Annotated in this window: 29 protein-coding genes and 1 tRNA gene; 28 read left to right on the top strand and 2 right to left on the bottom strand. The window is 70.5% G+C overall.

Annotated elements, in window-relative coordinates:
• Nucleotides 1–20 precede the first annotated feature (20 nt).
• The 3 genes from ACIQGQ_RS20825 to ACIQGQ_RS20815 all read left to right on the top strand — a co-directional run bounded on the left by ACIQGQ_RS20825 (nucleotide 21) and on the right by ACIQGQ_RS20815 (nucleotide 2,081).
• A complete protein-coding gene (locus ACIQGQ_RS20825) occupies nucleotides 21–428 on the top strand; it encodes a hypothetical protein (protein WP_402397995.1) in 408 nt (135 codons plus the stop codon).
• A complete protein-coding gene (locus tag ACIQGQ_RS20820) occupies nucleotides 428–1,819 on the top strand; it encodes a hypothetical protein (protein ID WP_402397993.1) in 1,392 nt (463 codons plus the stop codon). Before ACIQGQ_RS20825 ends, ACIQGQ_RS20820 begins: the two co-directional genes overlap by 1 nt.
• Before the next feature lie 88 nt (nucleotides 1,820–1,907).
• Nucleotides 1,908–2,081, top strand: a complete 174-nt coding sequence (locus tag ACIQGQ_RS20815; protein ID WP_402397991.1) for a hypothetical protein — start codon at nucleotides 1,908–1,910, stop codon at nucleotides 2,079–2,081.
• Between the two features lie 235 nt (nucleotides 2,082–2,316).
• On the opposite strand, the gene ACIQGQ_RS20810 is transcribed toward ACIQGQ_RS20815, so the two are convergent.
• Nucleotides 2,317–2,592 (bottom strand): hypothetical protein, encoded by a 276-nt coding sequence (locus ACIQGQ_RS20810; RefSeq protein ID WP_402397989.1) that lies wholly within the window; start codon nucleotides 2,590–2,592, stop codon nucleotides 2,317–2,319.
• Between the two features lie 145 nt (nucleotides 2,593–2,737).
• Between ACIQGQ_RS20810 and ACIQGQ_RS20805 the strand changes: the two genes are divergently transcribed.
• From ACIQGQ_RS20805 to ACIQGQ_RS20785, 5 genes are all read left to right on the top strand, one after another.
• Nucleotides 2,738–3,607 (top strand): hypothetical protein, encoded by an 870-nt coding sequence (locus tag ACIQGQ_RS20805; protein WP_402397987.1) that lies wholly within the window; start codon nucleotides 2,738–2,740, stop codon nucleotides 3,605–3,607.
• A 61-nt stretch (nucleotides 3,608–3,668) separates the two neighbouring features.
• Entirely contained in the window at nucleotides 3,669–4,181 is a 513-nt protein-coding gene (locus ACIQGQ_RS20800) for a hypothetical protein (protein WP_402397985.1), read from the top strand.
• A 230-nt stretch (nucleotides 4,182–4,411) separates the two neighbouring features.
• A complete protein-coding gene (locus ACIQGQ_RS20795) occupies nucleotides 4,412–4,768 on the top strand; it encodes a hypothetical protein (RefSeq protein ID WP_402397983.1) in 357 nt (118 codons plus the stop codon).
• A gap of 30 nt (nucleotides 4,769–4,798) precedes the next feature.
• A complete protein-coding gene (locus tag ACIQGQ_RS20790; protein WP_402397981.1) occupies nucleotides 4,799–5,731 on the top strand; it encodes a DUF6884 domain-containing protein in 933 nt (310 codons plus the stop codon).
• An 85-nt stretch (nucleotides 5,732–5,816) separates the two neighbouring features.
• Nucleotides 5,817–6,704: a hypothetical protein gene (locus tag ACIQGQ_RS20785; protein WP_402397979.1), complete on the top strand. Its 888-nt coding sequence runs from the start codon at nucleotides 5,817–5,819 to the stop codon at nucleotides 6,702–6,704.
• A 334-nt stretch (nucleotides 6,705–7,038) separates the two neighbouring features.
• On the opposite strand, the gene ACIQGQ_RS20780 is transcribed toward ACIQGQ_RS20785, so the two are convergent.
• Nucleotides 7,039–7,338 carry a sigma-70 family RNA polymerase sigma factor gene (locus ACIQGQ_RS20780; protein WP_402397977.1) on the bottom strand — a complete coding sequence of 100 codons (300 nt, stop codon included), beginning with the start codon at nucleotides 7,336–7,338 and terminating at the stop codon, nucleotides 7,039–7,041.
• A 181-nt stretch (nucleotides 7,339–7,519) separates the two neighbouring features.
• On the opposite strand from ACIQGQ_RS20780, the gene ACIQGQ_RS20775 reads away from it, so the two are divergent.
• The 20 genes from ACIQGQ_RS20775 (at nucleotide 7,520) to ACIQGQ_RS20680 (ending at nucleotide 25,947) form a co-directional block, all read left to right on the top strand.
• Nucleotides 7,520–8,185 carry a hypothetical protein gene (locus tag ACIQGQ_RS20775; protein WP_402397975.1) on the top strand — a complete coding sequence of 222 codons (666 nt, stop codon included), beginning with the start codon at nucleotides 7,520–7,522 and terminating at the stop codon, nucleotides 8,183–8,185.
• A 62-nt stretch (nucleotides 8,186–8,247) separates the two neighbouring features.
• Nucleotides 8,248–8,562, top strand: a complete 315-nt coding sequence (locus ACIQGQ_RS20770) for a hypothetical protein (protein ID WP_402397973.1) — start codon at nucleotides 8,248–8,250, stop codon at nucleotides 8,560–8,562.
• A gap of 113 nt (nucleotides 8,563–8,675) precedes the next feature.
• The gene (locus ACIQGQ_RS20765) at nucleotides 8,676–8,942 is read left to right on the top strand and encodes a hypothetical protein (protein WP_402397971.1); all 267 of its coding nucleotides are present in this window, start codon (nucleotides 8,676–8,678) and stop codon (nucleotides 8,940–8,942) included.
• A 59-nt stretch (nucleotides 8,943–9,001) separates the two neighbouring features.
• The gene (locus ACIQGQ_RS20760; protein ID WP_402397969.1) at nucleotides 9,002–11,932 is read left to right on the top strand and encodes a ParB/RepB/Spo0J family partition protein; all 2,931 of its coding nucleotides are present in this window, start codon (nucleotides 9,002–9,004) and stop codon (nucleotides 11,930–11,932) included.
• A 210-nt stretch (nucleotides 11,933–12,142) separates the two neighbouring features.
• On the top strand, nucleotides 12,143–12,973 hold the full coding sequence (locus ACIQGQ_RS20755; RefSeq protein WP_402397967.1) for a methyltransferase: 831 nt from the start codon (nucleotides 12,143–12,145) through the stop codon (nucleotides 12,971–12,973).
• 120 nt (nucleotides 12,974–13,093) lie between these two features.
• Entirely contained in the window at nucleotides 13,094–13,357 is a 264-nt protein-coding gene (locus ACIQGQ_RS20750; protein WP_402397965.1) for a hypothetical protein, read from the top strand.
• A gap of 64 nt (nucleotides 13,358–13,421) precedes the next feature.
• On the top strand, nucleotides 13,422–13,856 hold the full coding sequence (locus ACIQGQ_RS20745) for a hypothetical protein (protein ID WP_402397963.1): 435 nt from the start codon (nucleotides 13,422–13,424) through the stop codon (nucleotides 13,854–13,856).
• Nucleotides 13,857–13,943: 87 nt separating this feature from the next.
• Nucleotides 13,944–14,903, top strand: coding sequence for a hypothetical protein (locus ACIQGQ_RS20740; protein ID WP_402397961.1), 960 nt, complete (start codon nucleotides 13,944–13,946; stop codon nucleotides 14,901–14,903).
• Between the two features lie 102 nt (nucleotides 14,904–15,005).
• Nucleotides 15,006–15,428, top strand: a complete 423-nt coding sequence (locus ACIQGQ_RS20735; protein ID WP_402397959.1) for a hypothetical protein — start codon at nucleotides 15,006–15,008, stop codon at nucleotides 15,426–15,428.
• Nucleotides 15,429–15,594: 166 nt separating this feature from the next.
• Entirely contained in the window at nucleotides 15,595–17,349 is a 1,755-nt protein-coding gene (locus ACIQGQ_RS20730) for a DNA cytosine methyltransferase (RefSeq protein ID WP_402397957.1), read from the top strand.
• Between the two features lie 101 nt (nucleotides 17,350–17,450).
• Entirely contained in the window at nucleotides 17,451–17,840 is a 390-nt protein-coding gene (locus tag ACIQGQ_RS20725) for a hypothetical protein (protein ID WP_402397955.1), read from the top strand.
• A 71-nt stretch (nucleotides 17,841–17,911) separates the two neighbouring features.
• Nucleotides 17,912–18,190 (top strand): hypothetical protein, encoded by a 279-nt coding sequence (locus ACIQGQ_RS20720; protein WP_402397953.1) that lies wholly within the window; start codon nucleotides 17,912–17,914, stop codon nucleotides 18,188–18,190.
• A gap of 136 nt (nucleotides 18,191–18,326) precedes the next feature.
• Nucleotides 18,327–19,286: a magnesium chelatase domain-containing protein gene (locus ACIQGQ_RS20715; RefSeq protein WP_402397951.1), complete on the top strand. Its 960-nt coding sequence runs from the start codon at nucleotides 18,327–18,329 to the stop codon at nucleotides 19,284–19,286.
• 87 nt (nucleotides 19,287–19,373) lie between these two features.
• Nucleotides 19,374–20,099 carry a hypothetical protein gene (locus tag ACIQGQ_RS20710; protein ID WP_402397949.1) on the top strand — a complete coding sequence of 242 codons (726 nt, stop codon included), beginning with the start codon at nucleotides 19,374–19,376 and terminating at the stop codon, nucleotides 20,097–20,099.
• Nucleotides 20,100–20,271: 172 nt separating this feature from the next.
• Complete coding sequence (locus tag ACIQGQ_RS20705) at nucleotides 20,272–21,219, top strand: phosphoadenosine phosphosulfate reductase family protein (protein WP_402397947.1); 948 nt, start codon at nucleotides 20,272–20,274, stop codon at nucleotides 21,217–21,219.
• Nucleotides 21,220–21,291: 72 nt separating this feature from the next.
• A tRNA-Gly gene (locus tag ACIQGQ_RS20700) sits at nucleotides 21,292–21,362 on the top strand.
• 31 nt (nucleotides 21,363–21,393) lie between these two features.
• Nucleotides 21,394–22,767: a hypothetical protein gene (locus ACIQGQ_RS20695; RefSeq protein ID WP_402397945.1), complete on the top strand. Its 1,374-nt coding sequence runs from the start codon at nucleotides 21,394–21,396 to the stop codon at nucleotides 22,765–22,767.
• On the top strand, nucleotides 22,764–23,720 hold the full coding sequence (locus tag ACIQGQ_RS20690; protein WP_402397943.1) for a ParB N-terminal domain-containing protein: 957 nt from the start codon (nucleotides 22,764–22,766) through the stop codon (nucleotides 23,718–23,720). Before ACIQGQ_RS20695 ends, ACIQGQ_RS20690 begins: the two co-directional genes overlap by 4 nt.
• Nucleotides 23,717–24,367, top strand: coding sequence for a hypothetical protein (locus ACIQGQ_RS20685; RefSeq protein ID WP_402397941.1), 651 nt, complete (start codon nucleotides 23,717–23,719; stop codon nucleotides 24,365–24,367). The genes ACIQGQ_RS20690 and ACIQGQ_RS20685 overlap by 4 nt, the downstream gene beginning before the upstream one ends.
• Complete coding sequence (locus ACIQGQ_RS20680) at nucleotides 24,364–25,947, top strand: hypothetical protein (RefSeq protein WP_402397939.1); 1,584 nt, start codon at nucleotides 24,364–24,366, stop codon at nucleotides 25,945–25,947. Before ACIQGQ_RS20685 ends, ACIQGQ_RS20680 begins: the two co-directional genes overlap by 4 nt.
• Nucleotides 25,948–25,971 lie beyond the last annotated feature (24 nt).

Here is a 25,971-nt window from a genome sequence, read left to right as displayed (position 1 = left end):
CCGCCTCGAACGGAAGCAGCATGAGCAGCAGCCTGATCCCCGCCTTCGGCGCCCCCGGACTCGCCCTCGGCTTGACCGGCATCCTCTTCTTCGGCACCAGCACCGGTGGCAAGGTCAAGCCGCTCGGCTGGTGGTGGACCCTGTTCCTGGCCATGATCGCCGGGGCCGCGTACAAGGCAGCCGGGACGCCCTTCGACCTCGTGTCTGGCCTCATCAACGACCTGCTGGGCCTGGTCGGCGGCGTCGTCCCCCAAGCCACCATGGCGGGCATCGGCCTCTTCGTCACCGGCGTGATCCTCTACAAGAAGCTCTCGACCCGCCAGGTCGCCGTGACCGGCATCGTCTACTGGTACATCGCCTCCGGCGCGGGCGGCGGGTTCTCCCTGATCGCCGAGAAGATCAGCACCATCATGCAGAGCTTCGCGTGATGGGCGCCCACCTGTACGCCGTTCCCGACCCCGAGCCCGACGAGGCTCACGGGCCGGGGGAGTGGCCTGTCCCGATCGTCGTCGTCGCCCCGCGGTCCCCGGCGGACGACGAGACCCCGGTCGACGCCCGTCAGATCGAAGAAGCTCCCGCCGACCAGGAGGGGCATGACCCTGACGACGACCAGGACGACGTCGCCGACGGCGAGGAGCCCGAGAACGACGGCCAGGAGGAGCGGCGCGGTCTGCTGGCCGAACTCCAGCCGTACTACGACGTCCGCCCGCTCGCCGAGCTGGGCCCCCTCGCTGTCGAGATCGGCAAGACGGCCGGCCCGCCGCTCCTGCGCGGCATCGCCCAGGCCCTGCACGGCATCGCCCGGGTCCTACTCACCATCGCCCAGATGACCGCCTGGTACGGGCGGGGGATCGGCGTGCTCCTGGTCCTCATCGCCGGATGGCTGTCCGGGAAGTACGGCAAGCAGGGCAGCCTCGGCGCCCGATTCCTCGGCGGCATGTTCCTCATCTACGCCGTCGTGAGGCTGTCGCAGAAGTACCAGAACGCATGGCTGGTCATCGCCGTCGCTCTGATCACCACAGTCGCCCTGGCCGCGTCAGGACACATCGAGATTCCCGTGAGCAAGCCCGCGAAGAAGGCCGACGACAAGAAGGGGGCGACGACGAGCGACGAGAAGAAGGGCGGCACGGGCAAGGAGCCCGCCGCTCCGAAGAAGAAGGAAGAGGACCCCAAGAACGACTCCAAGAAGGCATCCACGGCGCCGAAGGAGGACGAGCCCCAGCCTTCTCGAAAGGGTCGGCTTGTCCGCCGACTCGGCCGCCGCACGGCTCCCGCCGAGGAGCCTCCCGCCGACCAAGACGAGGCCGATGACGAGACCCCGGAGGAGGACCCTGCAGAAGCCGAGGAAGAGGGACCGGAGGAAGGCCCGGAAGAGGTCGAGGAAGAGGCCCCCGAGACCCCCTCCAGCGAGGACGTGATCCGGGCCCTCCACCACCTCTACCGAGGGGGCAGCGGGGTGCTCCACACTGCCCTCGCTCAGCACCTCCAGCTCCCCCACACCCGGGCCGTGAAAGAGGTGCTGGCGGAGGCCGGTATCGCCTGCCGCCCGGGGGTGCGGACACCGGCCGGGAACGGGCCCGGGGTGCACCGCGACAACATCCCGCCCCTGCCCCCCTCCCAGGGGGACCCCCAGGGGGTCGATGTTGTCGCAGGTCAGCCCGCCAACGCCAACGCCAACAACACCAACAACGGCCCCGAAGGGGGGTTGTGTGTAGAGGGCACCGTCTGGACCTCGACAGAGCTGGAGCAGGGCTACCGATGGGTACAGGACCCGGTGAAGCCGTGCGCCTGGAAGATCGAACGGTACGCGGATCGCTGACACTCAGTCCTGAATCGAGCGCATTCTGTAGCTGTAGGGCGCGGAGTCCGACATGATGGGGTGATCTGAAACGAGGGAGGCAACGGCGATGGGTCACGTCCAGCACACTCCGCACGGGCAGTGCTGCTGCTGCACCCGGGCGGCCGCCGCCCAGGAGGAATCCGAGCCGTTCCGGTTCTCCGACGTCCCGCCGGGGCAGTGGCTCGTCGGCAGCCTGATGATCCTCGCGATCGTCATCACGATCGCCGTCCGACACCTGTAGGCCGGCACCCCGCACGCGAGAGGCCGCACACGAACCGTGTGCGGCCTCTCGCATGCCCGGATGGGCTGGCTCTCCTCGGTCCATGTCGGAGGGCGGTGTCATGGCGGGCGTGACGGCGTTCGCGCGGCCCCTCCTCGGCGGCTGTGCGGTCGTGGTCGTTGCGTGTGCGACGGTGGGGACCGCCCGGATCCAGGCGAAGGGTGGCGGGCTGAAGTGCCTGAGTCGACCGGCTCGGTCAGTCCTCGTCGGTCGCCGTCTTGCGCTGCCGGAGGCCGGGGACCTTGTACTCGCGGGCGATGCCAGTGATGGTTCCCTCCGTCCACGGCGTGTGGGGGGCGAGCGCACCGTGGGAGATTGCGGCGGTGCGCAGCTCCTCGGCGACGGCTGCGCGGGCGGCGTGCCGCTTCTCCTCTTCGAGCTCGACGACGTCCTCCCACTCCTTGATCGCGGCGAGCATCTTCTCGCTGGGCTGGTAGTCGGCGTACGTGTTGCGCGGTCCGGTTCGGCTCATGCTCCGAGTGTTCCACAAGCCGGTTTCGGCAAACCCGGTACGGACAACAGATTCCATAAATTCATTTCGGTTATCTGGTTTCGCTCAATTCATTACGGAAAGGATGGAGGTGTAACCACTCACCACCCCACCCGGAGAGCCCCACATGACCGACAGTCCCGCCCGCACCTACGTGGAGCGCTTGGCCTCCTCCTCCCCGCTGGCCGCCGCTGCGCTCGCCGTCGGCGCCATGGCCGAGCCCAGCGTCCGCAAGGCGGAGATCGCCCAGCTCGCCGAGCGCTCCGGGCTCGTCCTGGCCCACAGTCCCAACGACTTCGACCCGCACTTCGCCCGGCCGGACAGCAGGACGGCGGTATGCGCCCAGCAGGTCTACCGGGTGCTGAACCCCGAGCAGGCGGCCCGGGTGTCCCTGCTCTGCGCCGCGTGTGAGCGGGCCGCCGAAGCGATCGCCCGCGACCGGATCCACCAGATGCGCCTGGCCGCGACCGAGGCCGGGGCCCGGGTGTGCACCAACCCCAGCCCGACCGACCCGGAGTGGCAGGATGCCCTGGAGCGGCTGACCGGCGCACTCGACTTCCTGGCTGCGTACGACCCGGTGGCCTCCGAGGTGATCAACTCGGCCGCCCAGGAGATCGCCGACGAGCTGGTCCTGGTCGAGCCGACCGAGGGCGACGTACTGATCGCCGAACTGGCCGAGCTCGGCCGCCACGCCCACCTGGTCGGCGAAGGCGGTGTCTCGTTCCTGATTCTGGCCGTCGACCTGGACGCTCCGAACGAGCCGACGTTCCCGTACGGCCGCCCGCACGTCCTGCTGTACGCCGGCGAGCAGGCCGACCGCCCGGCCTCCCAGCACCGCGAGCCGTGGTCCGCGCACCTGCACGGAGCGGACGGCGAATACGTCGCCACGATCAACCCGAGCTTCACCGGCGGCCTGAACGCCGCCGACGATGCGGCCCGCGTCGCCCGCGAAGTCGACCAGTGGCTGCGCGCCTTCTGCGGCATCGAGACGGCCTGACCCGCTCTGCCCCGGGGAGGGCCGCCCGGCCTTCCCCTCCCCCGCACACCAGGAGAACGCCATGTACGAGGTCACCATCCAACACCCCGCGGTCGCGGAGAGGACGTTCACCGCGAAGGACGGCGGCGAGCTGCGCACCCTGCTCTACGGCGTCGCGCGCGCCCAGGGCCGGACGGTCGAGAACGACAGCGACATGATCGCCGAGGCCGGGGCGGTCCGCTCGCGCGCCGACATCGAGGGCGTGGGCCTGGTCGAGGTCTACGGCCTGACCGTGAAGGTCAAACCCGCCGAGAGCGACAGCGACTACGCCTGCGAGGGCCACGAGGGCCTGTACGTCGGTCTGGGTGAGACCACGTACTGCGACGGCGCGTGCAGGCCGCGCACGCGGTTCGGCCGCGAGGCCCTGATCGACCTCTCCGTCGCGCTGGACGACGACGACCTGGACGAGTCCGGCGGCTGCGGGCCGTGCGGCCTGGAGGCCGGGCAGATGTGCGCGGCCTGCAGGCGCTGCAACTGCGACACCCACGAGACCTGTGTACGGCCGACCGCGAAGCCCAGGCTCGTCCGCCAGTAGCCCGGATGCATCCGGACGCCCCGCCCTCCCTCCATGGAGAGCGGGGCGTCCTGCTGTTCAGCGGTGTTCAGCGAACACCGCTGAACAGCCTCTGACCTGCGCGGACATCGCCCGGACACGCGCAAGTTTGCAAACTCTTTGCTAAACCACTTTCCCGAAATGGATTATCCGAAACGGATTACGGAAATGATGTTGATGTAACCACTCACCACCCCACAGAGGACGAGGCCATGAGCACACCGGACAGCACCCCCCACCCCACCCGGTGCCTCAAGTGCCGCCGGATCCTGCGCAACCCTTCCCCGGACGGCCTCGGACCGAAATGCAGGCGCATGGTCCGCCGCACCGCACGCCTCAACCCCCCGGCCGCCTTCAAGCCGTACCAGCTGGCCAAGGCCGTCGAGCTGCTGGAGATGGGCGGCCTGGTCCCCCTCCGCGCGAACCGGATCTTCCTCACCGTCTCCGACGACGGCAGCGAGGTCTACCGCACCGCGGCCACCGGCCAGTGCAACTGCCCGGCCGGCCTGCGGGCCACCTCCCCCTGCTACCACGGCGCCGCCGCGCACCTCCTGGCCACCGCCGCCTGACCCCCACCGCACCGAGAAAGGCGCACCCCCATGACCAGCACGACCCGCGTCGTAGTGATCCCCTGCTCCGGGAAGAAGAAAGACTCGCCCGCCCCGGCCGGGGAGATGTACCTCGGCAGCTACCACCGCGCGTGCCGCGCGACCGCCGACGCCCTCACCGCCGACAACGGCCTGGTCCTCGTCCTGTCCTCCCGGTACGGGCTGGTGACCTTGGACGAGGTCCTGGAGCCGTACGAGATGAGGTTGCGCGACCGGGGCGCCGTGTCCGACCTCGTCCTGCGGGCGCAGGCCCGCAAGCTCGGCGTGAACACCGTCCAGGACGTGACCGTGCTCGCCGGGGCGGACTACGTCACCTCAGCTCGGTCCGTGTGGCCGCACGCGTCGGCCCCGCTCACCGGGCTCGGCATCGGCAAGCAACGGAAGCACCTCGCCGAGCTGCGCACCCGTGCCGCGAAGACGGGCGCCGCCCAGCCGGTCGAGACCGCGTTCGCCGACGCCCCCATGTACAAGGTGCCGTACGACTACCGGCAGACGCGGCGCCCGTACACGGTGAGCGTCGCCGGACCCGGACGACACGACGGCGAGCCGACCACCCGGTTCGTCGTCGACGAGTACAAGGCCGAGTCGGCGTGGGCCAAGGTGCTGGCCTGGTACATGGTCGAGCACGAGACCGTCGACGCCTACGTGGTCGCAGACGAGTCCTTCGAGGGCGCCCCGGCGAAGGGGTGTGACTTCTTCTGGCAGGACCTGCGGGCCGAGTACGCACGGCAGGAAGCGCTCGACGACCTCGCGGACCGGGCGGCCGAGGCCGTCGCCGCGTTCCACGCGCAGACCCGCGGCCTGACCGCCGAGGACGGCACCACGCGGGAGGAGCAGCGAGCCGCGTACGAGGCGGCCGTGAGCGACGCGGCGGTCGCCGCCTGGCCGCTCGTCCTCGCGGTCGCCGACAACGACGGCCGCTGACTCCCTGTCCGGACAGTGTCCGCCCAGCTCGGCGGCCGCTGTCCGGACATCGCCAACCCCACCAGAAGTAGAGAAGGGAACCGAAATGCCGATCTACCTGCGTGCGCCCGAGGCGCCGGCTGGCGGCCCCGACGGGAAGGGCTGGAACCGCCTGAGCCTCAACGCTCACGGCGGCCTCCCGAGCCAGTGCGCACTGCGCCCCCGGCGCTGGGGTGCGCTCCTGGAGTCCTACGACACCCGCCGGGCCCGCTGGGGCGGCTTCGGCCCCTGCATCAACCGCGGGGACTGCGGCGACTGCCCGGTCAGGAAAGCGGTGCAGGAGCACTGCACGGTCGTCCCGGTGAACGCCTCACGGGTCCTGGTGCGGGTCGAGTCGATCTTCGCGTCGCCCGACAAGCTGTTCGGCGGCCCCGACGGATACCGGCTGTGGGTCACGGCCGGGCCGGAAGACCAGGACTACCGCAAGGGCCGACCCTGGACCTGGGACGACTCTGTGCGCGTAAGCGGCTGGGAGCTAGGCCGTCCGTACTTCGACGAGCACGGCGAGGGCTTCTGGCTGGAGCGCACGACACGCGTCCCCGCCTTCGGCTGCGTCATCGCCACCCGCCCCTACTCAAGCTTCACCCGGCACGCCTTCCGGGTGGCCCGTTGCCAAGTCGCCCTCCTCCACTGCTCTGGCGGGTGCACGCACGACGCCGAGCTGCTGAACGCGCTCTCGCATGCGTGCCCCGAGCCGGATGGCGCCAACGAGGACCGGGTACCGGTCCGGTGGACGCAGGCGTCGGAGATGACGCCTCCGAGCACTGGAGGTCTTCGCGTCCACGTCGACGTGCGCCCCATGAGCGTCGTGCTCAGCGTCGTAGAGGGGCACCGGTGCGAGCGGGCCCGGCTATCGCTCGGAGGGTCCGGCTGGACGGTCGAGCGTGTGAGGGCAGCCGGCGCAGCGCTCCACTCGCACTTCACCGGCAAGTGAACCGGTGTCCGGACACGTCCGGACAGTGTCCGACCAGCGCGGACACGAAATCCGCGGTCACCGCTCGGACAGTGTCCGGACTCGTCCGGGCACCCCGATTCACCCGCCCCTCCGGAGGTCACCATCAGCACTATCCAGCGGCCCAAGACCCCGACCGTGGGCATCGCCCCCGTTCTCCGCAGCCCGAGCCCGCCCCGGAGGCCGTGCCGGAGCCGGTTCCGGCCGGGCTCGCGCCGGACCTGCCGACTCCACGGCGGGCAGGTTCCTCAAAGGGAGCCCGCCAGCGGGCCTGGGGTCGGCAGCGGCCGGCGGGGACTTCTTGTTCTCCCAGGGGTCAGTCGGTGGTCGTAGCCTTCGCGGCCGCGGCTCGCCTTTTCTCGGTGGCTCGGTGCCCCGCAGCGATGTCGTGGACGCGCTGCGGGGTGACCTCCAGGGGGCCGGACAAGGTCTTGGCGCTGTGCTGCGGCATGTCGAGCAGCGCGCGCACGGTGCGTTGCCTCTCCGAGCGGAGCCAGGCCGAGAGGTCTGGGACGGCCTTGAGCGCGCGGCTGAGGGCCTGTGCGCGGTCGACGGTGGGCTCACCAGCCAGTTCGGCGAGGGCGGCGAAGGCGGCAGGAAGTTCGGGGCGATCCATGCCTGCACCCTAGTGCCCGCCCACTATGGCGGGCGGGGTGGGCGGGTCGCGCAGTTGACCCTAAAGGGCTCTGACCTGCGAAAACTTCCCGATTTCTTCCCGTTACCCCGGTACCCCTAGAGGGTTCCAGCGTTAGTCATAGTGTCCACTCACTAACACCTACACCCCCAAGGAGCCCTTCATGGAAGCCAGCATCGCCCTCAACGTCCTCACTGTCCGCGCGGCCCACGTCTTCGAAGAGGACGAGGCGGCCCGCACCCGCCTGGCCAAGGCCCTCGAAGTCGACGGCGCCCAGGTGGACGGCTTCATGGACACCGTGCTGGCCACCGCGGGCCGGGCGAAGCCCTGGCGCGAACTGCTCAAGCGAATCGAGCGCCACGGCGTCCGCGAGGGCCTGGCCAAGCAGCGCGAAGAGGTGACGGAACGCCTGCTCCAGTGGGGCTTCTCAATGAGCACGAGCATGGTCTCCAACGCGCAGCGGATCGCCGAGCAGGACGGCCTGCGCCGCTTCCTGTCGACCACCGACGGCATGGAGATCGACGCGGACGAGACCCCGGCCGAGGGGGTCACCCCGGAGCCCACGCCCGAGCCCGCCCCGGTGGAGATCCCGAAGCCGACCCCGGCCCAGAAGCGCACCCTGATCGCCATCCGCGACAACGGCGTCAAGCTCCAGGAACTCAGGATCGGCCGCGCGACCGTCGAAGTCGAGCACGGCGACCGCCCCCGCAAGGACATGGTCCAGTGGGTGATCTCGCAGGGCTGGGCCAAGACCGACACCTCCCGCTCGCTGTTCCAGGGGCAGCCGGTCACCCTCACTGCGGTCGGCGAGACGATCCTCGCCGGCTGACCGGCGGCACCCCGGGCGGGGCCGACCGGCCCCGCCCTCCTCCTCTCGGAAGGGCCCCACTCATGAGCACCACCCAGACTCCTGCCGTCCGCGAGGTCCGTGACCTCGGCGAAGTCATCGGCAAGATCGCGGCGTTCGCGGCGATGTCCCTCCATGAGTCCTTCCCGAACCTCGGCCTGGAGGGCCTGGTCGTCACCTTCACCGGGGCGGGCGCCCAGGAGTTCATCGGTCGCCGCTTCGTGGCCGTCATCGAGGATGGTAAGACGACCGGCGAGGCGGCCGGTGAAGCGGGCGAGGCCCTGCTCTACGCGTGGGCGGAGGCGCGACTGGAGGCCCGCACCCAGCTCGACCGCGAGAGGGGGCGGAGCGCCCCATAGGGCTCTGACCTGCAACTTTCTCCGATTTCCTGTGGTTCACCCGGTACCTCAGGGGTGTTCGGAAGTTAGTCATAGTGTCCACCCACTAAGAATCAACTCAAAGGGAGCTCTACATGGCCAGCATCGACCGCACCGCCATCGCCGCCATCTTTGCCGGAGCGGCCACCGCCACCAGCTGGCAGCGGACGACCCTCGGACTCAGCACCCGCGTGGCCCACGAGGGCTTCGACTGGACCGTGCAGCTCCCCCCGGAGAGCGGCCGGGCGTACATCTCCGGCGGCTCCGGCTGGGGCGGCGACACCTGCGAGTACATCGAGGCCACCTGGGGCGAGACCTTCCCCATCGTGGACGCCGCCATGAACGCCACGCGCGTCCTCTGACCGCCCCCGGGGGCGGGCCGCCTGGCCCGCCCCCTCGCTCATCCAAGGAGGTACGCCACATGGCGACCATCGAGATCACCCACACGCGAGCGGAGGGCACGATCCTCACCGGCTCCACGAAGGGCGACGGGATCTTCGAGCTCGTGAGGCCCCACGGCTTCTGGTTCTCCCGGGAGGTGACCGGCCTCTTCCTCAAGCGGTCACGGGACAAGGAGGCGGACACCTGGCGGATCAACCGCGCGGTCGCCGCCCTGCGCGAGGCCGGCCACGAGGTCACGATCGACATCAACGAAGAGGAGCGCCGAACCTTCGCGGAGATCGAGGCCGAGCGCGAAGAGCGCGCCGAGGACAGGGCCGAGAGGTTCAGCGAGCGCGCGGGCCGGGCCGTCGCCTCGGCCGACGCCCGGCGGGCGACCGCCGACCAGATCTCGCGCCGGTTCGAGTTCGGTCAGCCGATCTTGGTCGGCCACCACTCCGAGGGCCGCGCCCGGCGCGACGCCGCGCGGATCGACACCAACATGCGCAAGAGCTTCGAGGACCGCGACCGCGCGGGGTACTGGGCGCACCGGGCCGGGGCGTCCGAGAACTACGCGAAGCACCGCAACAACCCGCACCGCACCCTGCGGCGGCTGGAGCGACTGCGCGCCGACCTGCGGGCGCAGGAGCGGCACCACGCGGAAGCCGTCGAGAAGGGCTACGACTCCGCCGACCGCCACGCGCGGCAGATCCAGGACCTCACCGAGGAGATCGCGTACTGGGAGGAGATCGTGGCGAAGGCCGAGGCCGAAGGCGTGAAGATCTGGCGGCCCGACGACTTCGCCCCCCGTGACTTCGTGCTCTACTCCGGCTCCTGGTACCAGGTGGCCCGAGTCAATCCCAAGACCCTGTCGATCGCGTGGAACTTGCGGCTGGCCCCCAAGCAGGTCATGACCTTGGAAGACGCCACCATGCACGACGGCCAGCTGTGGACGCACACCGCGGACTACACCAACGCCCGCGCGCGGTGCCCCGAGGCGGCGATGCTCGCCTTCCTCGCCGACGGTGTGGTCCCCGGCACGAAGGAGGCCCGCGCGGCCTCGGAGGAGCAGTCGGCCAGCGCGGTGCGCGAGGCCCAGGCGGAGGCGAAGAAGACGGCACCGAAGAAGCGGACCGACCCGAAGGTGGCGAAGCGGATCTTCGTCACCTGCCCGATGAGCGGGACCGAGGCGACCCTGACGTGGCTGAACGGGGGCAGCCGCCCGCACAAGGACTTCGAGCCCGTGAAGATCACGCCGAAGGAAGGGGAGACGTTCCGGCGCGCGGTCTGGTCGCAGTCCCTCCAGGTGGAGATCACGCGGCTCCTCGGCGAGCACGGCTACACGTACGGCGCGGACGACTGGGTGGTATCCCGGGACCGCAGCGGTTTCGTGCGGAGCATCAAGCCGAAGCTGGAGGCGGAGCCCGAGGTGCCGCAGGTGGAGGCCCCCGCCCTGGTGGTCGCCGAGCCGCCGGCTCCGGAGCCCGCCATCGAGGAGACGGCCCCGGCGTCGGCCGAGCCCGAGACCCCGGCCGACGGCACCGGCGAGGACCAGGCGCCGGGGAACGTGCCCTCGACGGGGAGTGAGGCGGTCACGGAGGGGGCCGAAAAAACCCCGTCTGACCTGCGATTTCTTTCGTCTGCCCCGGTACCCCAGGGGTCTTCCGAAGTTAGTCATAGTGTCCACCCACTAAGCTCCACACCGCACAGTGAGAGGCCGGAGACCATGACCGACACCACCACCGCCGCCACGTCCGAGGTCACCGAGGCCCCCGCGCCCGCGCCCGCGAAGAAGGCGACCCGGAAGGCTCCCGCCAGCAAGGCCCCGGCGAAGAAGGCGCCCCCCGCGAAGAGGGTGGTCGAGCCGACCAAGGTCAGCAAGCGCCGGGAAGTCCTCTCCGACAAGGTCGCCGAGGCCAAGGTCAAGGCGCCGACGCAGAAGGTCATTCCGATCGAGCGGATCGACCGCGACCCGAACCAGCCGCGCGAGCTGTTCGACAAGGCGAAGCTGGACGAGCTGGCCGGCTCCATGCGTAAGCTCGGGCAGCTCCAGCCGATCAGCGTCCGGTACGACGCTGGCACCCGGCGGTACACGATCATCATGGGCGAGCGCCGGTGGCGTGCGGCCCAGATGGCGGGCCTCGCCGAGATGACCGCCCTCGTCCTGCACGGTGCGGTTGGCGGCTCCCGCGAGCTTCTCGCCAAGCAGGTTGCCGAGAACGTCGGCCGCGCGGACATGACGCCCATGGAAGAGGCGAAAAGCTTCAAGGACCTGGAGAAGGCCGGGTACACGATCGAGGAGATCGGCGAGATGTGCGGCAGGTCCCCCGCGTACGTCGGGTGGCGGATCGACTTGCTCAAGCTGTGCGACTTGGCGCAGGACGCCATGTCCAAGGGGCTGCTCGGCGTCAACCTGGCCTGGTACGCGGCGCAGCTCAGCGAGCGGAATCAGATCAGGTTCCTCAGCCGGTACACCCAGGGTGGTTTCGCCAACGACCGGGACGCGGAGGCGTTCGTGAAGGCGTGCCGCGCCGAGGAGGAGCGCCGCGAATCTCAGGGCTCGTTCTTCGTCCTGAGCGAGGAGAACCCGGCCAAGAAGGGCGACGTCCAGGAGCCGATCCTCGGAGACCACGACGTGCCCGAGGAGGAGCGCGAGCGGATCGTCTCCGAGCGGTCGAAGCTGACGAAGAAGATCGAGCGCCTGTCGGCCGCCGGCGAGATCCTGGCCGAGCTGGCCACCGCGGACCCGGAGGAGCTGGCCCTCCTCCTGGCGGGCGGCGCCGGGGGCGTCGGGGTCCACAGCAAGCGGATGGCCCACCTGCGCAAGCTCGCCGGGCAGGTCATCAGCAACCTGGCCAAGGCGCAGGCGATCGCCTCGGTGCGGGCCGGCGGCATCGAGATCAACCCGGACGCGGTCGCCCCGGCGGCCCCGGCGGACACCGAGGGCACCACGGAGGGCGAGGCCGCCGCCTGACCTCCCTTCGACAGGCCCGGATCTTAGTGTCTGGACACTAAGGTTCGGGCGGGGAGGGCCAGTGCGCCCCTCACGCGAGTACGCGGCGCACCCCTCCCCACCCCCCGCCCCGCCCATCGCGGCGGCCACAGCGGAACCCGCGACCTCACCACCACCGGCCCACCGGCACGGGCACCCCCAACCACCCGACAGCGAACCGAAGGAGCCCCCGTGCGATTCCCGACCGACGTCCTGACGGTCCTCACCGACCCGCGCACCGTCATCCGCGACGACCAGGTGCGCATCCCGTTCGAGATCGACCGCGCGGTCTACGAGCAGGTGAACACCGTGCTCAAGGACATGTCCGGAAAGTGGGACGGCCGCAAGGCGGTCCGCGCACACGTCTTCCCGCACCGGATCGAGGAGTTCATGCGGCAGTGCCTCACGGCCGGCGAGTACCCGTCGCGATACGACCAGGGCTGGTACGCCACCCCGCCCGCCCTCGTCACACAGATCGTCGACGCGGCCGGTATCCGCGTCGGGGATACCGTCCTCGAACCCTCGGCGGGCGCGGGCGCACTGGCCGCCGACATCGCCAGCCGCGGCGGCCTGGTCGACGCCGTCGAACTCGACGAGCGGCGGACGGCGATCCTGCGCACACAGGGCGACTGCCAGAAGGTCATGCAGACCGACTTCCTGAGCCTCGACCCGCTCGACTGGGAGGAGGGCTACGACCGGATCGTGATGAACCCGCCGTTCAGCAACGGGCTTGATCACATCCTCCACGCGGTCGGGTTCATGAAGGACGACGGGCACCTGGTCGCCGTCATGAGCAACGGGCTGATGTGGTGGAGCGACCGGAAGACGGCCGAGTTCCGCGAGGTCGTCGAGGAGGTCGGCGGCGACATCGAGCCTCTGCCCGAGGACTCGTTCGCGGTCTCGGGCACGAACGTCCGGACCTGCCTGGTCTTCCTGCCGGGCTACGCCGGGAGCCGGCTGCGCACCCACGACTGGCTGATGCGGCAGCCGCGCCAGCTCGACCTGTTCGAGTTCGCCGCATAGGGCTCTGACCTGCGGTTTTTCTCGAAATACCCGGAGTTCCCCCGGTGCTTCACGGAGCGTCACGCGTTAGTCATAGTGTCCACCCACTAACACCATCACCCACCCAGAAAGGCCCCCACTATGACCAACCAGGCCACCACCCCCACCACCGAGGACTACGTCTACAACCCCGTCCCCCCCGGCTTCGTGTCCGACCAGGTCTGTGAAATCTCCGGCAGGGACATGGGCTACCTCATCCCCTGGATGAGGGCCCAGCTCACCACCCAGGACAGGCACGACAACAACTCGGATCTGTGTCAGGCCCTCAGTTCGATCCTCCGGCAGGCCAACAAGATCTACGGCTCCGAGCCCGAGGACCGGGACACCTGCATCTGCTACGGCTAACCCCCCATCCCGGCCGGGCCCACGGGCCCGGCCGGCTCCACCTCAACCGAGAGGACATCTCAGGATGAGCGACCTGCGACTCGCGACCTGCACCTTCCAGGAGTTCGCCCCGCACATGGGCACGCCGGTCCGCACCACGGCCGGCGCCCCCCGCTTCGCCCTCCCCTACCCGCTCGGCGGCCACGCCCGGCTCATCACCCCCACCCGGGACCTGCTCAAGATCAACGTGCAGGACGCCTACGAGTGGGGCTACCGCCGACTGCTCAACGGCAACGGGCTGGAGAACATCCGCCGCGAGCTGATGACCATCGCGGGCGCCAACGACCTGGACAGCCCGCTGGTCCTCCTGTGCTTCGACCGGCTGGACCGCCTGACCCCGCCCGACGACTGGTGCCACCGGCTCCACTTCGCCAAGTGGTGGACGGAGCAGACCGGCGACGAGGTCCCCGAGCTGGGCGCCCACCGACAGCCGGCCCCGCCCACCCTGTTCGACTTCTGACCCCTCCAGCCCTGGCGGGCGGGGGCGGGAATCCCCGCCCGCCAGGGCTGCCAAACCGAACTCACCTCACAGAGCAAGGAAGCCACCATGGCTCGCACGCGCGAAATGATCCAGACCCGTGTCTGCATTGACGACATGCTCGGCCCGTTCGACTGCCAGCTCGACCCCAACAACCGGTGGAACGGCTGGCTGAGCCCCAGCTTCACCCTCGACGTCACCCGGCAGCTGTCCGCCCAGACCCTCCAGATGGCCGACGAGTACGGCTACGACTGCACCGACACGATTCACGTGATCGAGGGCCGCGCGGACAGCCGGGACACGGTCCACATCATCGACAGCGGCATGACCCACGAGGTGAACGACGACGGCGACCGCGAGCCCACCGCGGTCGCCGTGCGCATCCCGTGGCGTTCCCTGGACCGAGGCGCGAGCGCCACGATCTCCGGCGTCACCCCGGCCGCCCGGGAGGCCGCCCGCCGCAGCGAGTCCACCGGCCAAGGCGCTGCCCGTTCGGTCGTCGTCCACATCCGGTGGCAGTGGCTGAGCGGGGGCAGCGACACGGCCGCTACCGTCGTCCAGCCCCGCGACGGCCTGTACTCCATCGGCGGCTGGGAGTGGACCTGGCACTTCGCCTCCTGGTGGTGCGTGTGCGGTACGGGCTGGGACTGGCACGAGACCGAGTGCGAGTGCGGCATGACCCGGGACGCGAACCCGACGACTCCGCTGGGCGTGGCTACCTGGGCGGCCGGCGCCACGCTGCGGCGCCTGGCCCCCGAGGCGACGTCGGCCCTGGTCGACCTCTACGGCGAGTTCGCCCGGATCATCTCGGTCTTCGCCGGGGACACCGAGATCGACACCGCCGACGACACCGGCCCGTTCGACTGCGAAACCCTCGGCGAGGCCGACGAGATCCTGCGCGCAGCCCTCGACGAGGAAGGCCCCGGCGCCCCGGACGCGGCCGGCTGGCAGCTCGTCCCGGACGAGAGGACCGACCGCCTCTACCGGGTCACCTTCCCGGCCCTGCGGCAGGCACGGCTCCTCGACTGACCTCGCGTCACCCCTGGCCCCGGGACGGGCGAGGGCGGGAATCCCCGCCCGTCCCGGGGTCGCCTCATGCGCACAAGCCGAACGACCTCACAGGAGAGACCGATGATTGAAGTCCGTGTGACCTGCAACGACAGCAACAGCTACCCGGCGCTGGTCGACCTCGACGACCAGCGTGACGGGTTCGTGAAGCCGTGGTTCGACCTCGACACCGTCCGCCGGATCGCGGCCGACACTCAGGCGGAGGCCGACCGCCTCGGGCACGGCTCGGCGGACACGGTCCACGTCTTGGAGGGCACGGTCGACGGCACCGGCCACGCGGTCGTGATCGGCATCTGCTGGATGTACCTCGGCGGCGACAAGCACCAGGAGGCGGTCGAGATCGTGCAGCCCAACGCGGACGGCCGGTACGCGGTCGGTGGCCACGAGTGGTGCTGGTACGTGCTCGACGAGCCCCGGAACCCGGCGATCCCCGCCCAGGTGAAGCGCGCCCCACTCCCGCCCTTCCCTGGGCAGCACACCGCCTGACCTGCGGTTTTCCTCGAACTCCTCGCGTTCCACCCGGTACCTCACGGAGTGTCACGCGTTAGTCATAGTGTCCACCCACTAAGCACCATCTGACCGGCCAGGCGAGCGGGGGCGGGAATCCCCGCTCGTCCGGCCGACAACCGACAGCCTCACGAGGAGACCGCGTATGCCCTACATCGACTCCACCACCCAAGCCTGGGCGGCCGGCTCGGCGTCCGCGTACAAGCACGACGGGTCCGAACTCACGGTCATGAGTTGGTTCTGCGGCGCAGGCGGCGACACGCAGGGCGCGGACGCGGTCCCCAACGTGAAGGTCACCCGGGCCGCGAACCACTGGGATGTGGCCCTCGCGACGCACGCGTGGAACAACCCGCTGTGCGAGGTCTGGAAGGGCGACATCCGCCGGGCCCCGGTCGAGAAGTGGCCAGTCTGCGACATTTTTTGGGCCAGCCCCGAGTGTCCGAAGTGGAGCGCCGCGCGGGGCGTGAAGCGGGACTTCGACAAGACGCTTCAGGGCCAGATCGACTTCGACGAGCCCGAGTTCAAGACGGACAAGGAGCGGCGGGCAGCCGAGGAGCGCTCGCGCGCCCTGATGGAAGAAGTCCCGATGTACCTGCGCGGCGTGATCGCCAGGGGCGGCCTGGTCAAGGCGGGCGTGGTCGAGAACGTGATCGACTGCCGCGACTGGGACGACTGGGACCGGTGGATGGCCGAGTTCGACAAGATGGGCTACGAGACCAAGGTCTGCGCAATCAACAGCATGCACGTCGACCCGCGCAGCCTCGACCACATCCCGCAGAGCCGTGACCGGCTGTACGTCGCGTACTGGCACAGGAGCCTGGGCCGCACCCCCCAGTGGGACAAGTGGATCCTGCGCCCCGAAGCGTTCTGCGTCGACTGCGACGAGACGGTGGAGGCCATCCAGGTCTTCCGCAAGGCCGGGAAGGACATGGGCCGGTACCGCCAGAGCTACGACTACCGGTGCCCACGCAAGAAGTGCCGCGCGATCGTGGAGCCCCTGGTGCTCCCCGCGGCTGCCGCGATCGACTGGTCGCTGCCCGGGACGCCGATCGGCGACCGCCCGAAGACCGAAGACTGCCCCGAGGGCCTGGCCCCGGCCACGATCGCCCGCACCCGGGCCGGGTTCGCCCAGTACTGGGGATGGGGCGCACCCGCGGCCGACGAGGGCCAGGACGCACTGTTCGGCGGGCTCGGCGACGTCCAGCCGGCGACACCCGGCCCGCTCCTCGTCCCGACCGGCGGAACATGGCGGGACAAGGCCGTCACCCTCGACCGGCCGATGTCGACCCGCACAACCGTCGAGACCGACGGCATCATGGTCCCGCCCATCCTCGTGCCCTGCGAGGGCCGCGACGGCAAGAAGCCGATGAGCGTAGACGACCCGCTGCGCACGCAGACGGCCCGCCTGGAGACCGCCCTCGCCTACCTCCCGCCGTTCGTGATCCCGATGCGGGGCGGCGGCGACAAGGAGAAGGCGCGGCACATCAGCGCCCCGCTCCACACCGTGTCGGCCGGCGGCAATCATCACGGCCTGGTGACTCCCCCCGACGGCTTGCTCGTGCCGTACTACGGCACCGGTCAGGCCCGGACGACCGACGAGCCGATCGGCGCCCTGCCGACGCGCGACCGGTACGCACTGGTCACGGCCGACCGCGAGTTCACCATCGACGAGGTCCTGTTCCGGATGCTCCAGCCGCACGAGATCAAGAGGGCGATGGCCTTCCGGAAGGGCTACAAGGTGATGGGCTCGAAGCGGCACCAGGTCCGCCAGCTCGGCAACGCGGTCACCCCGGGCGTCGCGGAGAACCTGTACTGCGCGCTGTACGAGGCGATCACCGGCGAGGAGCTGACCCGGTTCGCCGAGGGGCGCGGCCCGCTCTCCTTGACGATGGCCGCCTGACCTGTACCTTCCCTCGATCCGCCGGGGCGTACCCGGTACCCCAGGGTGCCCCCGGCGTTAGTCATAGTGTCCACCCACTAAGAACCATCCCGGAGGTCCCGATGTCTACCAAGCTCATCTCCGCCCACCTCGCGGCCGCGATCGCTCAGGAGGCTGCGGGGCTGGCGAGCACCCCACTCCGCGAGGCCGCGACCCTCGGTGTCCTGGTCGGTGCCGGATACAGCGCCCGGGAGATCGCGGGCTTCACCGGCACCCAGTGGGACCACGTCGAACTGCGCCTGGCGCTCCTCGGCCTGGTCGACGCGGGCAAGGGTGCTATGCGTGAAGGGCTCCTGCCGGTCGACCTGGCGGGATGCATCGCACGGCTGAGCGAGCCGAACCAGCAGCTGATGCTGAACCGCTGGCTGCGCGGCGACTTCCGCAACGTGCGCCACGCGGAGCGGTACGCGCTCGCCATCCACGGCGACGAGCAGCCCCAGGTGAGTTTCTGATCCGCGAGGAAACTCCCTCGATCCATTTCCCGTAACTGGTTTCGCATAATGGGTTACGGGAAATGATGGAAGTGAATCCACTCACCCCCACCCAGGAGGTCACCATGCGCGCCCTCACCACCGACCTGACCATCGAGGACACCGGCACCTACTACGAGCTGCGGATCGTCGGCCAGCCCGGCCAGGCCCAGAAGATCACCGAGGACGTCCTGTCCGGCTTCCAGGTGCGCGAGGAGATCCGCAGCGAACTGGCCGCCGGGAACGGCGAGGTCGAGCAGACCGGCCCGGCCGAGATCGTCATCCGCTGGGCCGAGGACACGCAGCGCTGCACCTACTCGAAGCTCTGCTAGCTCGGCGCGGCCGGTGGGGCGCGTAAGCGAGGGAATCCCACCGGCCGCCATCCGCAGCCCAGCACTGAAGGGCCTCACAACCCGACCAGGCGCGTGAGGCCCACCGTACCGCCCATTCAGATCAGCGGAGGAACGCGTGAGCACCAACACCACCGAGAACCACGAGTTCATCATCGTCGGCCAGGACCGCGGCGCGAGCTACTGCCTGTGGGACGTGGCACCCGCCCCGACCGACCCCACGAAGCGCGCGATCGTCCTTGAAGAGATCGGCGTCGACGCGATGGACGCGATGGGCTCGGTCCACACCGAGTACGCCACCAGCGCCCGCGAGGCCGTCGACCGCCTCGTGAACGAACTGCGCGAGCAGTCCGGAATCGGCTCGTACGGACTGGCCGCCGACAGCCAGCTCGGCAGCCTCCAGGCGGCCGCTCCCGCCCCGCCGGCCCCCGACGAGCCTGAGCCGTTCGGCCGCGCGCAGACCACGTCCGGCACCCGGGACGCCGGATACGCGATCGAGGTCAGCAGCGTCCCCGGCACCGCCTCCTTCGCCGTCACCGGCCTGCCCCTCCGATACCCGGACGCGACGCGGGACCGCGTGCGGGCGGGGGTCATCAACAGCGGCCTGGCCTGGCCGATGAGCAACGTGCTCGTCAAGGCCGCCTCGACCGGCGGCGGCCGGGACGACGTCACGAGCGTCGGCATCAGCGGCTTGGACCTGCCCATCGCCTGCACCATCCTCGCGGCGTCCGGGCACATCCCGGCGGACTGCCTGGCCGGTGCCGTACTGGTCGGCGAGCTCGGCCTCGACGGCGCCGTACGCACTCCGTACGGCCTGCCCAGCACCGTCCGCCGCCTCGGCGCGGGCAATGCAGCCGTCATCGTCCCGTCCGCCGCGCTGAGCGACCTCAAGCACATCAACGCCCGGGTCATCGGGGTCGCCACTCTCAACGAGGCCCTGGCCGCACTCGCCGGCCACTGGCACCACCCGGAGGACTGCGCCCACTGCACCCCCGACGGGGACGCCGAGCCGCACCAGCCGTGCACCCCGACCCCCTACGGCCTGTGCCCGGCCTGCGCGGCCCGCGCCCCGTTCTGACCGGCGGGCGCCGGGCGGGCCCCGCACTGGCCCGCCCGGCGCCTCCCCTCCACCACCACCCGTAACGCCAGGAAGGGCAGCACCACCATGAGCGTCACCGCCGATCAGATTCAGTTCACCCCGTACGGCCCCGACCGATTCGCCGAGCACCAGCCGTTCGCCCGGCGCGGCTACCTGTTCACCGTCCCCGGGAACTTCCCGGACAGCACCCCTACGCACACCAACGTCACCGACTGGGAGATGGCCGTCTACCGCAAGCACGGTGAGTGGGAGGTCCGCGACGTCAACGGCGACCGGATGGTCTGGGCGGTCGGCCCCACCCGCCGAGAAGCGGCCGGTCTCGCGTTCCACCACATCGCCCGGAAGCGCCGCTACCGGGCGGCCGACATCGCCGACAAGCGCCGCTTGTGCGGTCTCGAGACCGTCCCCCCGTACGTGGTCGAGGTCACCGACAGCGTGACCTTCGTCCTCACCTCCCAGGCCATCGCCCACCTGGTACGGATCGAAGCCGCCGACCCCGGGCACCCGGCCAGCTACCACGTGACCGACCCGAAGCGCGGCGGCGCCTACGTCATCCCGGCCGGCGACGGCGTCGAGCTGCGGACCCTGGAAGTCGGCATCCTGCACATCCGGTGCGGCCACGAGGTGGACATCGCGGACCGGTTCGAGACCGAGGTCGACGCCCTGACCCACGTCCGCAAGGTGCTGGCCGCCTGGGAGATCTGCCCGCAGTCCCCGGGCGCCCCGGCCCTCGAAGACCAGCAGCCCGAGGACGACGAGGAACAGGCGGCCGTCGAACTGGCCGCCCAGTAGCCTCCGCCACCCGTGTGGGGCCGTGACCGGATGCCGGTCACGGCCCCACGTCGCGTTCTAAGCGGGCTAACTGCCCAGGCTCACCTCCCCTCACGCGGCGCCAACACGGCCGTCCAAGACCCGGCCAGCAGCCTCCCCGCCCGTGATCCGCACCGCCCCGAAAGGGTCCAGGATGACCAGCATCGGACAGATCGCGTTCGACCTTCCCGGCCTCGATACCGGCCCCGACCTCGCCTCGTACCGCTGGATTCTCGCGAACGTCAGCGGCGGCAAGGACTCGGCCGCGATGCTCTACGAGCTGGTGCGCCAGGCCGACGCCGCCGACGTCCCCCGCGACCGCATCGTGTGCGTGCACGCCGACCTGGGCCGCGCCGAGTGGGAGGGCACCCGCGAACTGGCCGCCGAGCACGCCGCCGCGTACGGCCTGCGGTTCGAGGTCGTCGCGCGCATCGGTCTCGACCTCGTCGACCGCATCGCCGAACGCGGTATGTTTCCCGATGCCTCGAACCGCTGGTGCACGTCGGACTTCAAACGGGGCCCGGTCCGGCGGCTGATGACCGCCCTCGTCCGCGAAGCCGAGAACGCCGGGCACCTGGGCCGGGTCCGCATCCTCAACGTGATGGGGCTGCGCGCTGACGAATCCCCGGCCCGGCGGAAGCTCCTCGCCTTCTCCCACGACGGTGCGCTGACGTGCCCGTGCCGTGACTGCGTCCTGCGCCGCGCCGCGCTGGAGAGCGCCGAACGACGCGGCGTGCCCTGCCCGAAGGACAAGAAGACGGGACACGGCGCGTCGAACACGCTGCGGCACGTCGACACCTGGCACCCGGTGCACTCCTGGTCGACCAACGACGTATGGGCGGCCGTCAAACGGTCCGGGCTGCGCCCGCACCCCGCATACGCCGCCGGGATGCCCCGGCTCTCCTGTTCGTTCTGCGTCCTGGCGTCCCGGCCGGCTCTCGTCCGCGCCGCCCAGCTCCGCCCGGAGCTGGCCGCCGAGTACGCCGCCATCGAGGAGAAGACCGGGCACCGCTTCCAGAACGACGTGTCGATGGCCGAGATCATCGCGGAGGCAGCGGACGCATCGTCCGAGGTCACGGCCATTCCTTGCTGGTCGGGGTGACCACTCTGAGTGTGTGTATCATCCCTGCCCGCGATCGGCCGTCCTGAGCAGCGGCGCGGCCGATCGCGGCAAGCGCCGGTGGTGCCAATGCAGCACACCCGCCTTCCGGGCGGGAGGTCCAGGTTCGAGTCCTGGCCGGCGCTCTACCCCACCGCCTCACCCTCGGGGGCCCCGATGTTCCACGGTTCGATTCCGGCGCCCCTTCGCTCGATCATCTACGAGCACGCCGGTTCCTGGCCCGAGACCGACATCTACGTCGGCTGCTCGGGCAACTTCACGATCGAGCGGGTGCTGCACTCCCGGTTCGGGAACGCGCGGCCGGTCCACGGCAACGACATCACCGCGTACTCGTGCGCGCTCGGCTGGTTCCTCGCCGGGGAGGAGCTGCCGTACACGCTGCGCCCCGAGTACGAGGAGACGCTGGGCTGGCTCGCCCCGTACATGGAGGACCGCGCCGACCGGCTCGCCTGCCTGATGCTGGGCACCCGGTTCCTCCAGTACGTCGGCAAGGAGGGCGCCTACTACCGGCGGATGCTCGACGCCACACAGGACCAGTGGCCGCGCATGCACGAGAAGACCGCGACGAAGCTCCGCGCGCTCGAGACCCGCCTCGGCTCGTTCTACGCCGGCGACGTCCGCACGTACCTCCGCGAAGAGGTCCCCGAGCAGGCCCCCGTCGTGATGTTCCCGCCGTTCTACGCCGGGGACTACGTCTCGCAGTTCGCGAGCATCGACGCCGCGTTCGACTGGCCCGAGCCCGACTTCGGCGAGCTGACCGAGGAGGGCAAGGAGGAGATCATCCAGCAGGTGCAGGACCGGCCGCACTGGGTGCTGGGCCTGCACATCGAGCGCCCGGAGCTGCGGCATCGGCTCGCCGGCGTCGTACAGACCGCGAACCGCGGCCTGCCGATCTACGTGTACGCCGCCGCCGGGCCGCGCCGCATCGTCCGGCCCCGGCAGCCCGTCGAGCCGATCCCCATGCAGAAGATCGGCGTCGGCGAGGACCTGGGCGACAAAATGACCCTGCACGTCCTCACCGGCGGGCAGTTCGCGGGCATCCGCTCCCAGTTCATGTCGAAGAGCATCAAGCCCGGCAGCCCGCTCCTCGCGTGCGGCGTCGCCGTCGACGGCAAGCTGATCGGCGCGTTCGCGTTCCTCCCGCCGAAGTTCGACCCGGCGACGGCCTACCTGATGTCCGACTTCCCGGTGTCGTGGACGAAGTACCGGCGGCTGGCCAAGCTCATCGTCATGGCCGCCTCCACCAGCGAGGCGCAGTTGCTGCTCCAGCGGTCGCTGTCGAAGCGGCTCACCGCCTGGTCGACCACCGCGTTCACCGACCGGCCCAACAGCGCGAAGTACGGGCGGGGCATCCCCGGCGTGAAGCTCCAGAAGCGCACCGAGGCGTCCGCGAAGGACCCGGGCGACGGCATCCACCGCTACCAGCTCCAGTACGGCGGCCCGCTCGGCAAGTACGACCTCGCCGGGGCCCTGGACCTGTGGAAGCGGAAGCACGGCAGCGACATGAAGAAGGACGAGGACGCCCGATGAGCGACAGCACCCCGACCCCTCCCGCACAGACGATCCGGCCCCGCCTCGTCCGCCGGGACCCGCGGGCCCTGACCCCGCTCGACATGAACGCCCGGTACATGCGGAAGGAGGAGTGGGACCGGCTGGTCGCGAATGTCGCCGCCGACGGCTGCCTCACCTCCGTCCCGCTGATCTACGGCGCGGGGGAGTACGAGGAGGGCCGCGAGCTGATCCTGTCGGGCAACCACCGCACCGCGGCGGCCGTGGAGGTCGGGCTCACCGAGATCGACTGCATGCTGATCGACGACCCCCAGCAGAAGGACGAGCTCCTGGCCCGGCAGCTCTCGCACAACAGCATCGCCGGCCAGGACGACCCGGCCACCCTCAAGGCGCTGTACGACCAGATCGAGGACGTCGACTGGCGGGCGTACTCCGGCCTGGACGACGACTCGCTCGGCCTCCTCGCCGAGGTGTCCCCCGAGGGCCTGTCCGAAGCCAACCTCGACTTCGCGACGGTGTCGCTGATCTTCCTGCCGAACGAGCTGGAGGCCGCCCGGAAAGCGTTCGACGACGCCCGCATGGGGCAGAACGAGAGCTGGCTCGCCGCACGCGCCGACTACGACCAGACGCTGGACACGTTCGCCTCCACCCACGCCGCCCACAAGGTCGGCAACGTCGCCACCGCCCTCCACGCCATCCTCGGCATCGTCGAGCAGCACCTCACCGACCTCCAGGCCGGCTACCAGTCCCCCCAGGGTGAACCTCTTCACTCGGGCCTCGTCGGCCTGGAGACCGTGCTCGGCGCCCGGCACCTCCCCGCCCCCGCCGCCGTCACCCTCAACAAGGCCATCGCAGCAGCAGAAGGCAGAGGCGAGATCGAGCAGGGGCAGGGCTGGCGCCTCCTAGAGCGTCTGGCGGGTGAGTACCTGTCCGGCCCCAACCACGTCCCCACTGAGCCCGCACAGACCTCATGAGCACCACCCTCGCCCCGATCAAGCTCGACCCCGCACTACCCCCCTGGGAACAGCAGCCCGGCGAGACCAGCAAGAAATACGGACAGTTCGTCACCTATCGGGACCTCGGCCGCGCCAGGACCCTACCGAGGGCTGCGGAACTGCTACAGCGGCACCCGGTGACGATCAGGAAGGCGTCGGCCGAGTTCCGGTGGTTGGAGCGCGCCGAGGCGTACGACCGGCACCTGGACCGGCTGTACGAGGCGACGTGGCTGGAGGAGCGCCGGAAGGCCGCAGAGGCCGATGCCCGGATCTTGGGCGCGGCGATCGGGAAGGTGGCGCAGCGGCTGCCGCACCTGAACGCCGCCGAGATGTCGGCCGGGGACGTGATCCGGCTGATGGACGTGGCCATGCGGCACCGCAGGGTGCTGTTCGGTGACCCGCTGGAGACCGTGGTCGTCACGACGGAGAGCCGCTCGCCGCTCGCCGGGGCGCTGGAGGAGTTCGCCGGCCTGCCCGCCGCGCAGCGGAACGCCCGCCTGGCGGAGCTGGCGGCGACGGTCGCGCGCCGGGTCCGCGCGGTCGAGGGCGGCGACGACGAGGACGACGAGGAGACGTACCCGGACCGACGGGCCGGGCGCAGCGTTGAGGATGCCGACGCCGAGTGATCATCCCTGCCGCCGCCGACGAGCTGGGCGACCTCGACGACGTCGCGGTGTACCAGCAGCTCACCGCTGCCGAGAAGGCGGTGAGCCGTGACCTGCTGCGCGATCCGGTCACGCTCGCCCGGGGCCTGGACTCGACGTTCCGGATGCGCCCGCACCTGCGGGTGATCGGTGATGCCTTGAAGGCCGTGGAGCGCGGCGACTACGACCGGCTGATGATCTTCACACCGCCGCAGGTCGGCAAGAGCACCACGGTGGCGGAGTGGTTCCCGTTCTGGTGGCTGTGCCTGTACCCGATGGACCGGATCGGCGTCACGTCGTACGGCGACGACCTGGCGCTGCGCCGGGGCAAGACGATCCGCGGCTACGTCGAGGAGTACGGCGCCGAGTACGACCTGCGGATGAAGGCCGGTTCCGGCGCCATGCAGGACTGGGCGGTCACCGAGGGCGGCGGTGTCCGCTCGGTGTCGGTCGGCAAGGGCCTCACCGGGCACCCCGTGAACGTTCTGATCATCGACGACCCGCACAAAGACAGGACGGACGCGGAGTCGCAGGCGTCCCGGCGGGCGCTGCACGACTGGTACAGCTCGACCGCGCTCAAGCGGCTCCAGCCGGACCGGAACTGTGTGGTCGGCATCCAGACCCGCTGGCACCCGGACGACTGGGCCGGCCGTCGTCTCGCCGACGAAGGGCGGCTGGAGGAGGGCGGCCGGTGGAAGGTGATCCACCTCCCGGCGATCGCCGACAGCAAGTTCGGGCCCGACCCGCTCGGCCGCGCCCCCGGCGACCCGCTGCCGCACCCGAAGATCCCGACGCGCAACCGGCCCCGGCTCCTCGCCTGGTGGGGCGACATGAAGGCCACGTCGATCCCTCGGGACTGGCACGCGCTCGCCCAGGGCGACCCGCAGCCCGCCGAGGGCGCTCTCGTCTCCGAGGAGCTGCTGCGCCTCCTCCGAGACGGCGTGACGAAGGTCGAGCCGCAGAGGATCGCCGTGGCGGTCGACCCGTCCGGCGGTGGCCGGGACGTCGCCGGTGTCGTCGGCGGCTTCCTCGGCGACGACGGCCGGGTCTGGATCACGCATGACGTGTCCGCCCCGATGTCATCGGCCGAGTGGTCCACCGCAGCCTGTCTCCTCGCGTACGAGACGAACGCGGCGATCATCTACGTCGAGGGCAACTTCGGCCGAGACATGTGCGATCTGGCGATCCGTACGTCCTGGGAAACCCTCCAGGAGGCCGGGGACATCCCGAAGGACGTCCTGATGCCAGCCATCGACTTGGTGACCGCGAAGCAGGGCAAGTTGCTCCGCGCGGAGCCGGTGGCGCAGCAGATGGTGCAGGACCGGGTTCGGTTGCGCGGACTGTTCACCGACCTGGAGAAGGAGTGGGCGACGTGGCAGCCGACCGACCCGGCGTCGCCCGGCCGGATCGACGCGTCGTGCATCCTCGTGTACGGCCTGATCCCCGAGGCGAACAAGGGCGCGATCGTCCACGCCCCGTTGCCGCAGGCGCCGCAGCCGGGTGGTGCGGGTCGTCAGCCGTCCCCGGCGGCCGGGGCGTACGGGCGTCGGATCGGGAAGTGAGGGCCCCTCACCGGCCGTGGGACA

The organism is Streptomyces sp. NPDC092952 (assembly GCF_044754785.1).
Taxonomy (GTDB): domain Bacteria; phylum Actinomycetota; class Actinomycetes; order Streptomycetales; family Streptomycetaceae; genus Streptomyces.
Note: the sequence above shows the minus strand (reverse complement) of the source record. Positions and strands in the feature narration are given on the sequence as shown.

Bases quoted from the DNA above. Each gene is read 5' to 3' on its own strand.
- ACIQGQ_RS20790 (WP_402397981.1), top strand. From the start codon at position 4,799: ATGACCAGCACGACCCGCGTCGTAGTGATCCCCTGCTCCGGGAAGAAG.
- ACIQGQ_RS20730 (WP_402397957.1), top strand. From the start codon at position 15,595: ATGCCCTACATCGACTCCACCACCCAAGCCTGGGCGGCCGGCTCGGCG.
- ACIQGQ_RS20745 (WP_402397963.1), top strand. From the start codon at position 13,422: ATGAGCGACCTGCGACTCGCGACCTGCACCTTCCAGGAGTTCGCCCCG.
- ACIQGQ_RS20820 (WP_402397993.1), top strand. From the start codon at position 428: ATGGGCGCCCACCTGTACGCCGTTCCCGACCCCGAGCCCGACGAGGCT.
- ACIQGQ_RS20785 (WP_402397979.1), top strand. From the start codon at position 5,817: ATGCCGATCTACCTGCGTGCGCCCGAGGCGCCGGCTGGCGGCCCCGAC.
- ACIQGQ_RS20725 (WP_402397955.1), top strand. From the start codon at position 17,451: ATGTCTACCAAGCTCATCTCCGCCCACCTCGCGGCCGCGATCGCTCAG.
- ACIQGQ_RS20765 (WP_402397971.1), top strand. From the start codon at position 8,676: ATGGCCAGCATCGACCGCACCGCCATCGCCGCCATCTTTGCCGGAGCG.
- ACIQGQ_RS20705 (WP_402397947.1), top strand. From the start codon at position 20,272: ATGACCAGCATCGGACAGATCGCGTTCGACCTTCCCGGCCTCGATACC.
- ACIQGQ_RS20795 (WP_402397983.1), top strand. From the start codon at position 4,412: ATGAGCACACCGGACAGCACCCCCCACCCCACCCGGTGCCTCAAGTGC.
- ACIQGQ_RS20750 (WP_402397965.1), top strand. From the start codon at position 13,094: ATGACCAACCAGGCCACCACCCCCACCACCGAGGACTACGTCTACAAC.
- ACIQGQ_RS20800 (WP_402397985.1), top strand. From the start codon at position 3,669: ATGTACGAGGTCACCATCCAACACCCCGCGGTCGCGGAGAGGACGTTC.
- ACIQGQ_RS20780 (WP_402397977.1), bottom strand. From the start codon at position 7,338: ATGGATCGCCCCGAACTTCCTGCCGCCTTCGCCGCCCTCGCCGAACTG.
- ACIQGQ_RS20775 (WP_402397975.1), top strand. From the start codon at position 7,520: ATGGAAGCCAGCATCGCCCTCAACGTCCTCACTGTCCGCGCGGCCCAC.
- ACIQGQ_RS20685 (WP_402397941.1), top strand. From the start codon at position 23,717: ATGAGCACCACCCTCGCCCCGATCAAGCTCGACCCCGCACTACCCCCC.
- ACIQGQ_RS20810 (WP_402397989.1), bottom strand. From the start codon at position 2,592: ATGAGCCGAACCGGACCGCGCAACACGTACGCCGACTACCAGCCCAGC.
- ACIQGQ_RS20735 (WP_402397959.1), top strand. From the start codon at position 15,006: ATGATTGAAGTCCGTGTGACCTGCAACGACAGCAACAGCTACCCGGCG.
- ACIQGQ_RS20690 (WP_402397943.1), top strand. From the start codon at position 22,764: ATGAGCGACAGCACCCCGACCCCTCCCGCACAGACGATCCGGCCCCGC.
- ACIQGQ_RS20805 (WP_402397987.1), top strand. From the start codon at position 2,738: ATGACCGACAGTCCCGCCCGCACCTACGTGGAGCGCTTGGCCTCCTCC.
- ACIQGQ_RS20760 (WP_402397969.1), top strand. From the start codon at position 9,002: ATGGCGACCATCGAGATCACCCACACGCGAGCGGAGGGCACGATCCTC.
- ACIQGQ_RS20740 (WP_402397961.1), top strand. From the start codon at position 13,944: ATGGCTCGCACGCGCGAAATGATCCAGACCCGTGTCTGCATTGACGAC.
- ACIQGQ_RS20770 (WP_402397973.1), top strand. From the start codon at position 8,248: ATGAGCACCACCCAGACTCCTGCCGTCCGCGAGGTCCGTGACCTCGGC.
- ACIQGQ_RS20710 (WP_402397949.1), top strand. From the start codon at position 19,374: ATGAGCGTCACCGCCGATCAGATTCAGTTCACCCCGTACGGCCCCGAC.
- ACIQGQ_RS20695 (WP_402397945.1), top strand. From the start codon at position 21,394: ATGTTCCACGGTTCGATTCCGGCGCCCCTTCGCTCGATCATCTACGAG.
- ACIQGQ_RS20825 (WP_402397995.1), top strand. From the start codon at position 21: ATGAGCAGCAGCCTGATCCCCGCCTTCGGCGCCCCCGGACTCGCCCTC.
- ACIQGQ_RS20815 (WP_402397991.1), top strand. From the start codon at position 1,908: ATGGGTCACGTCCAGCACACTCCGCACGGGCAGTGCTGCTGCTGCACC.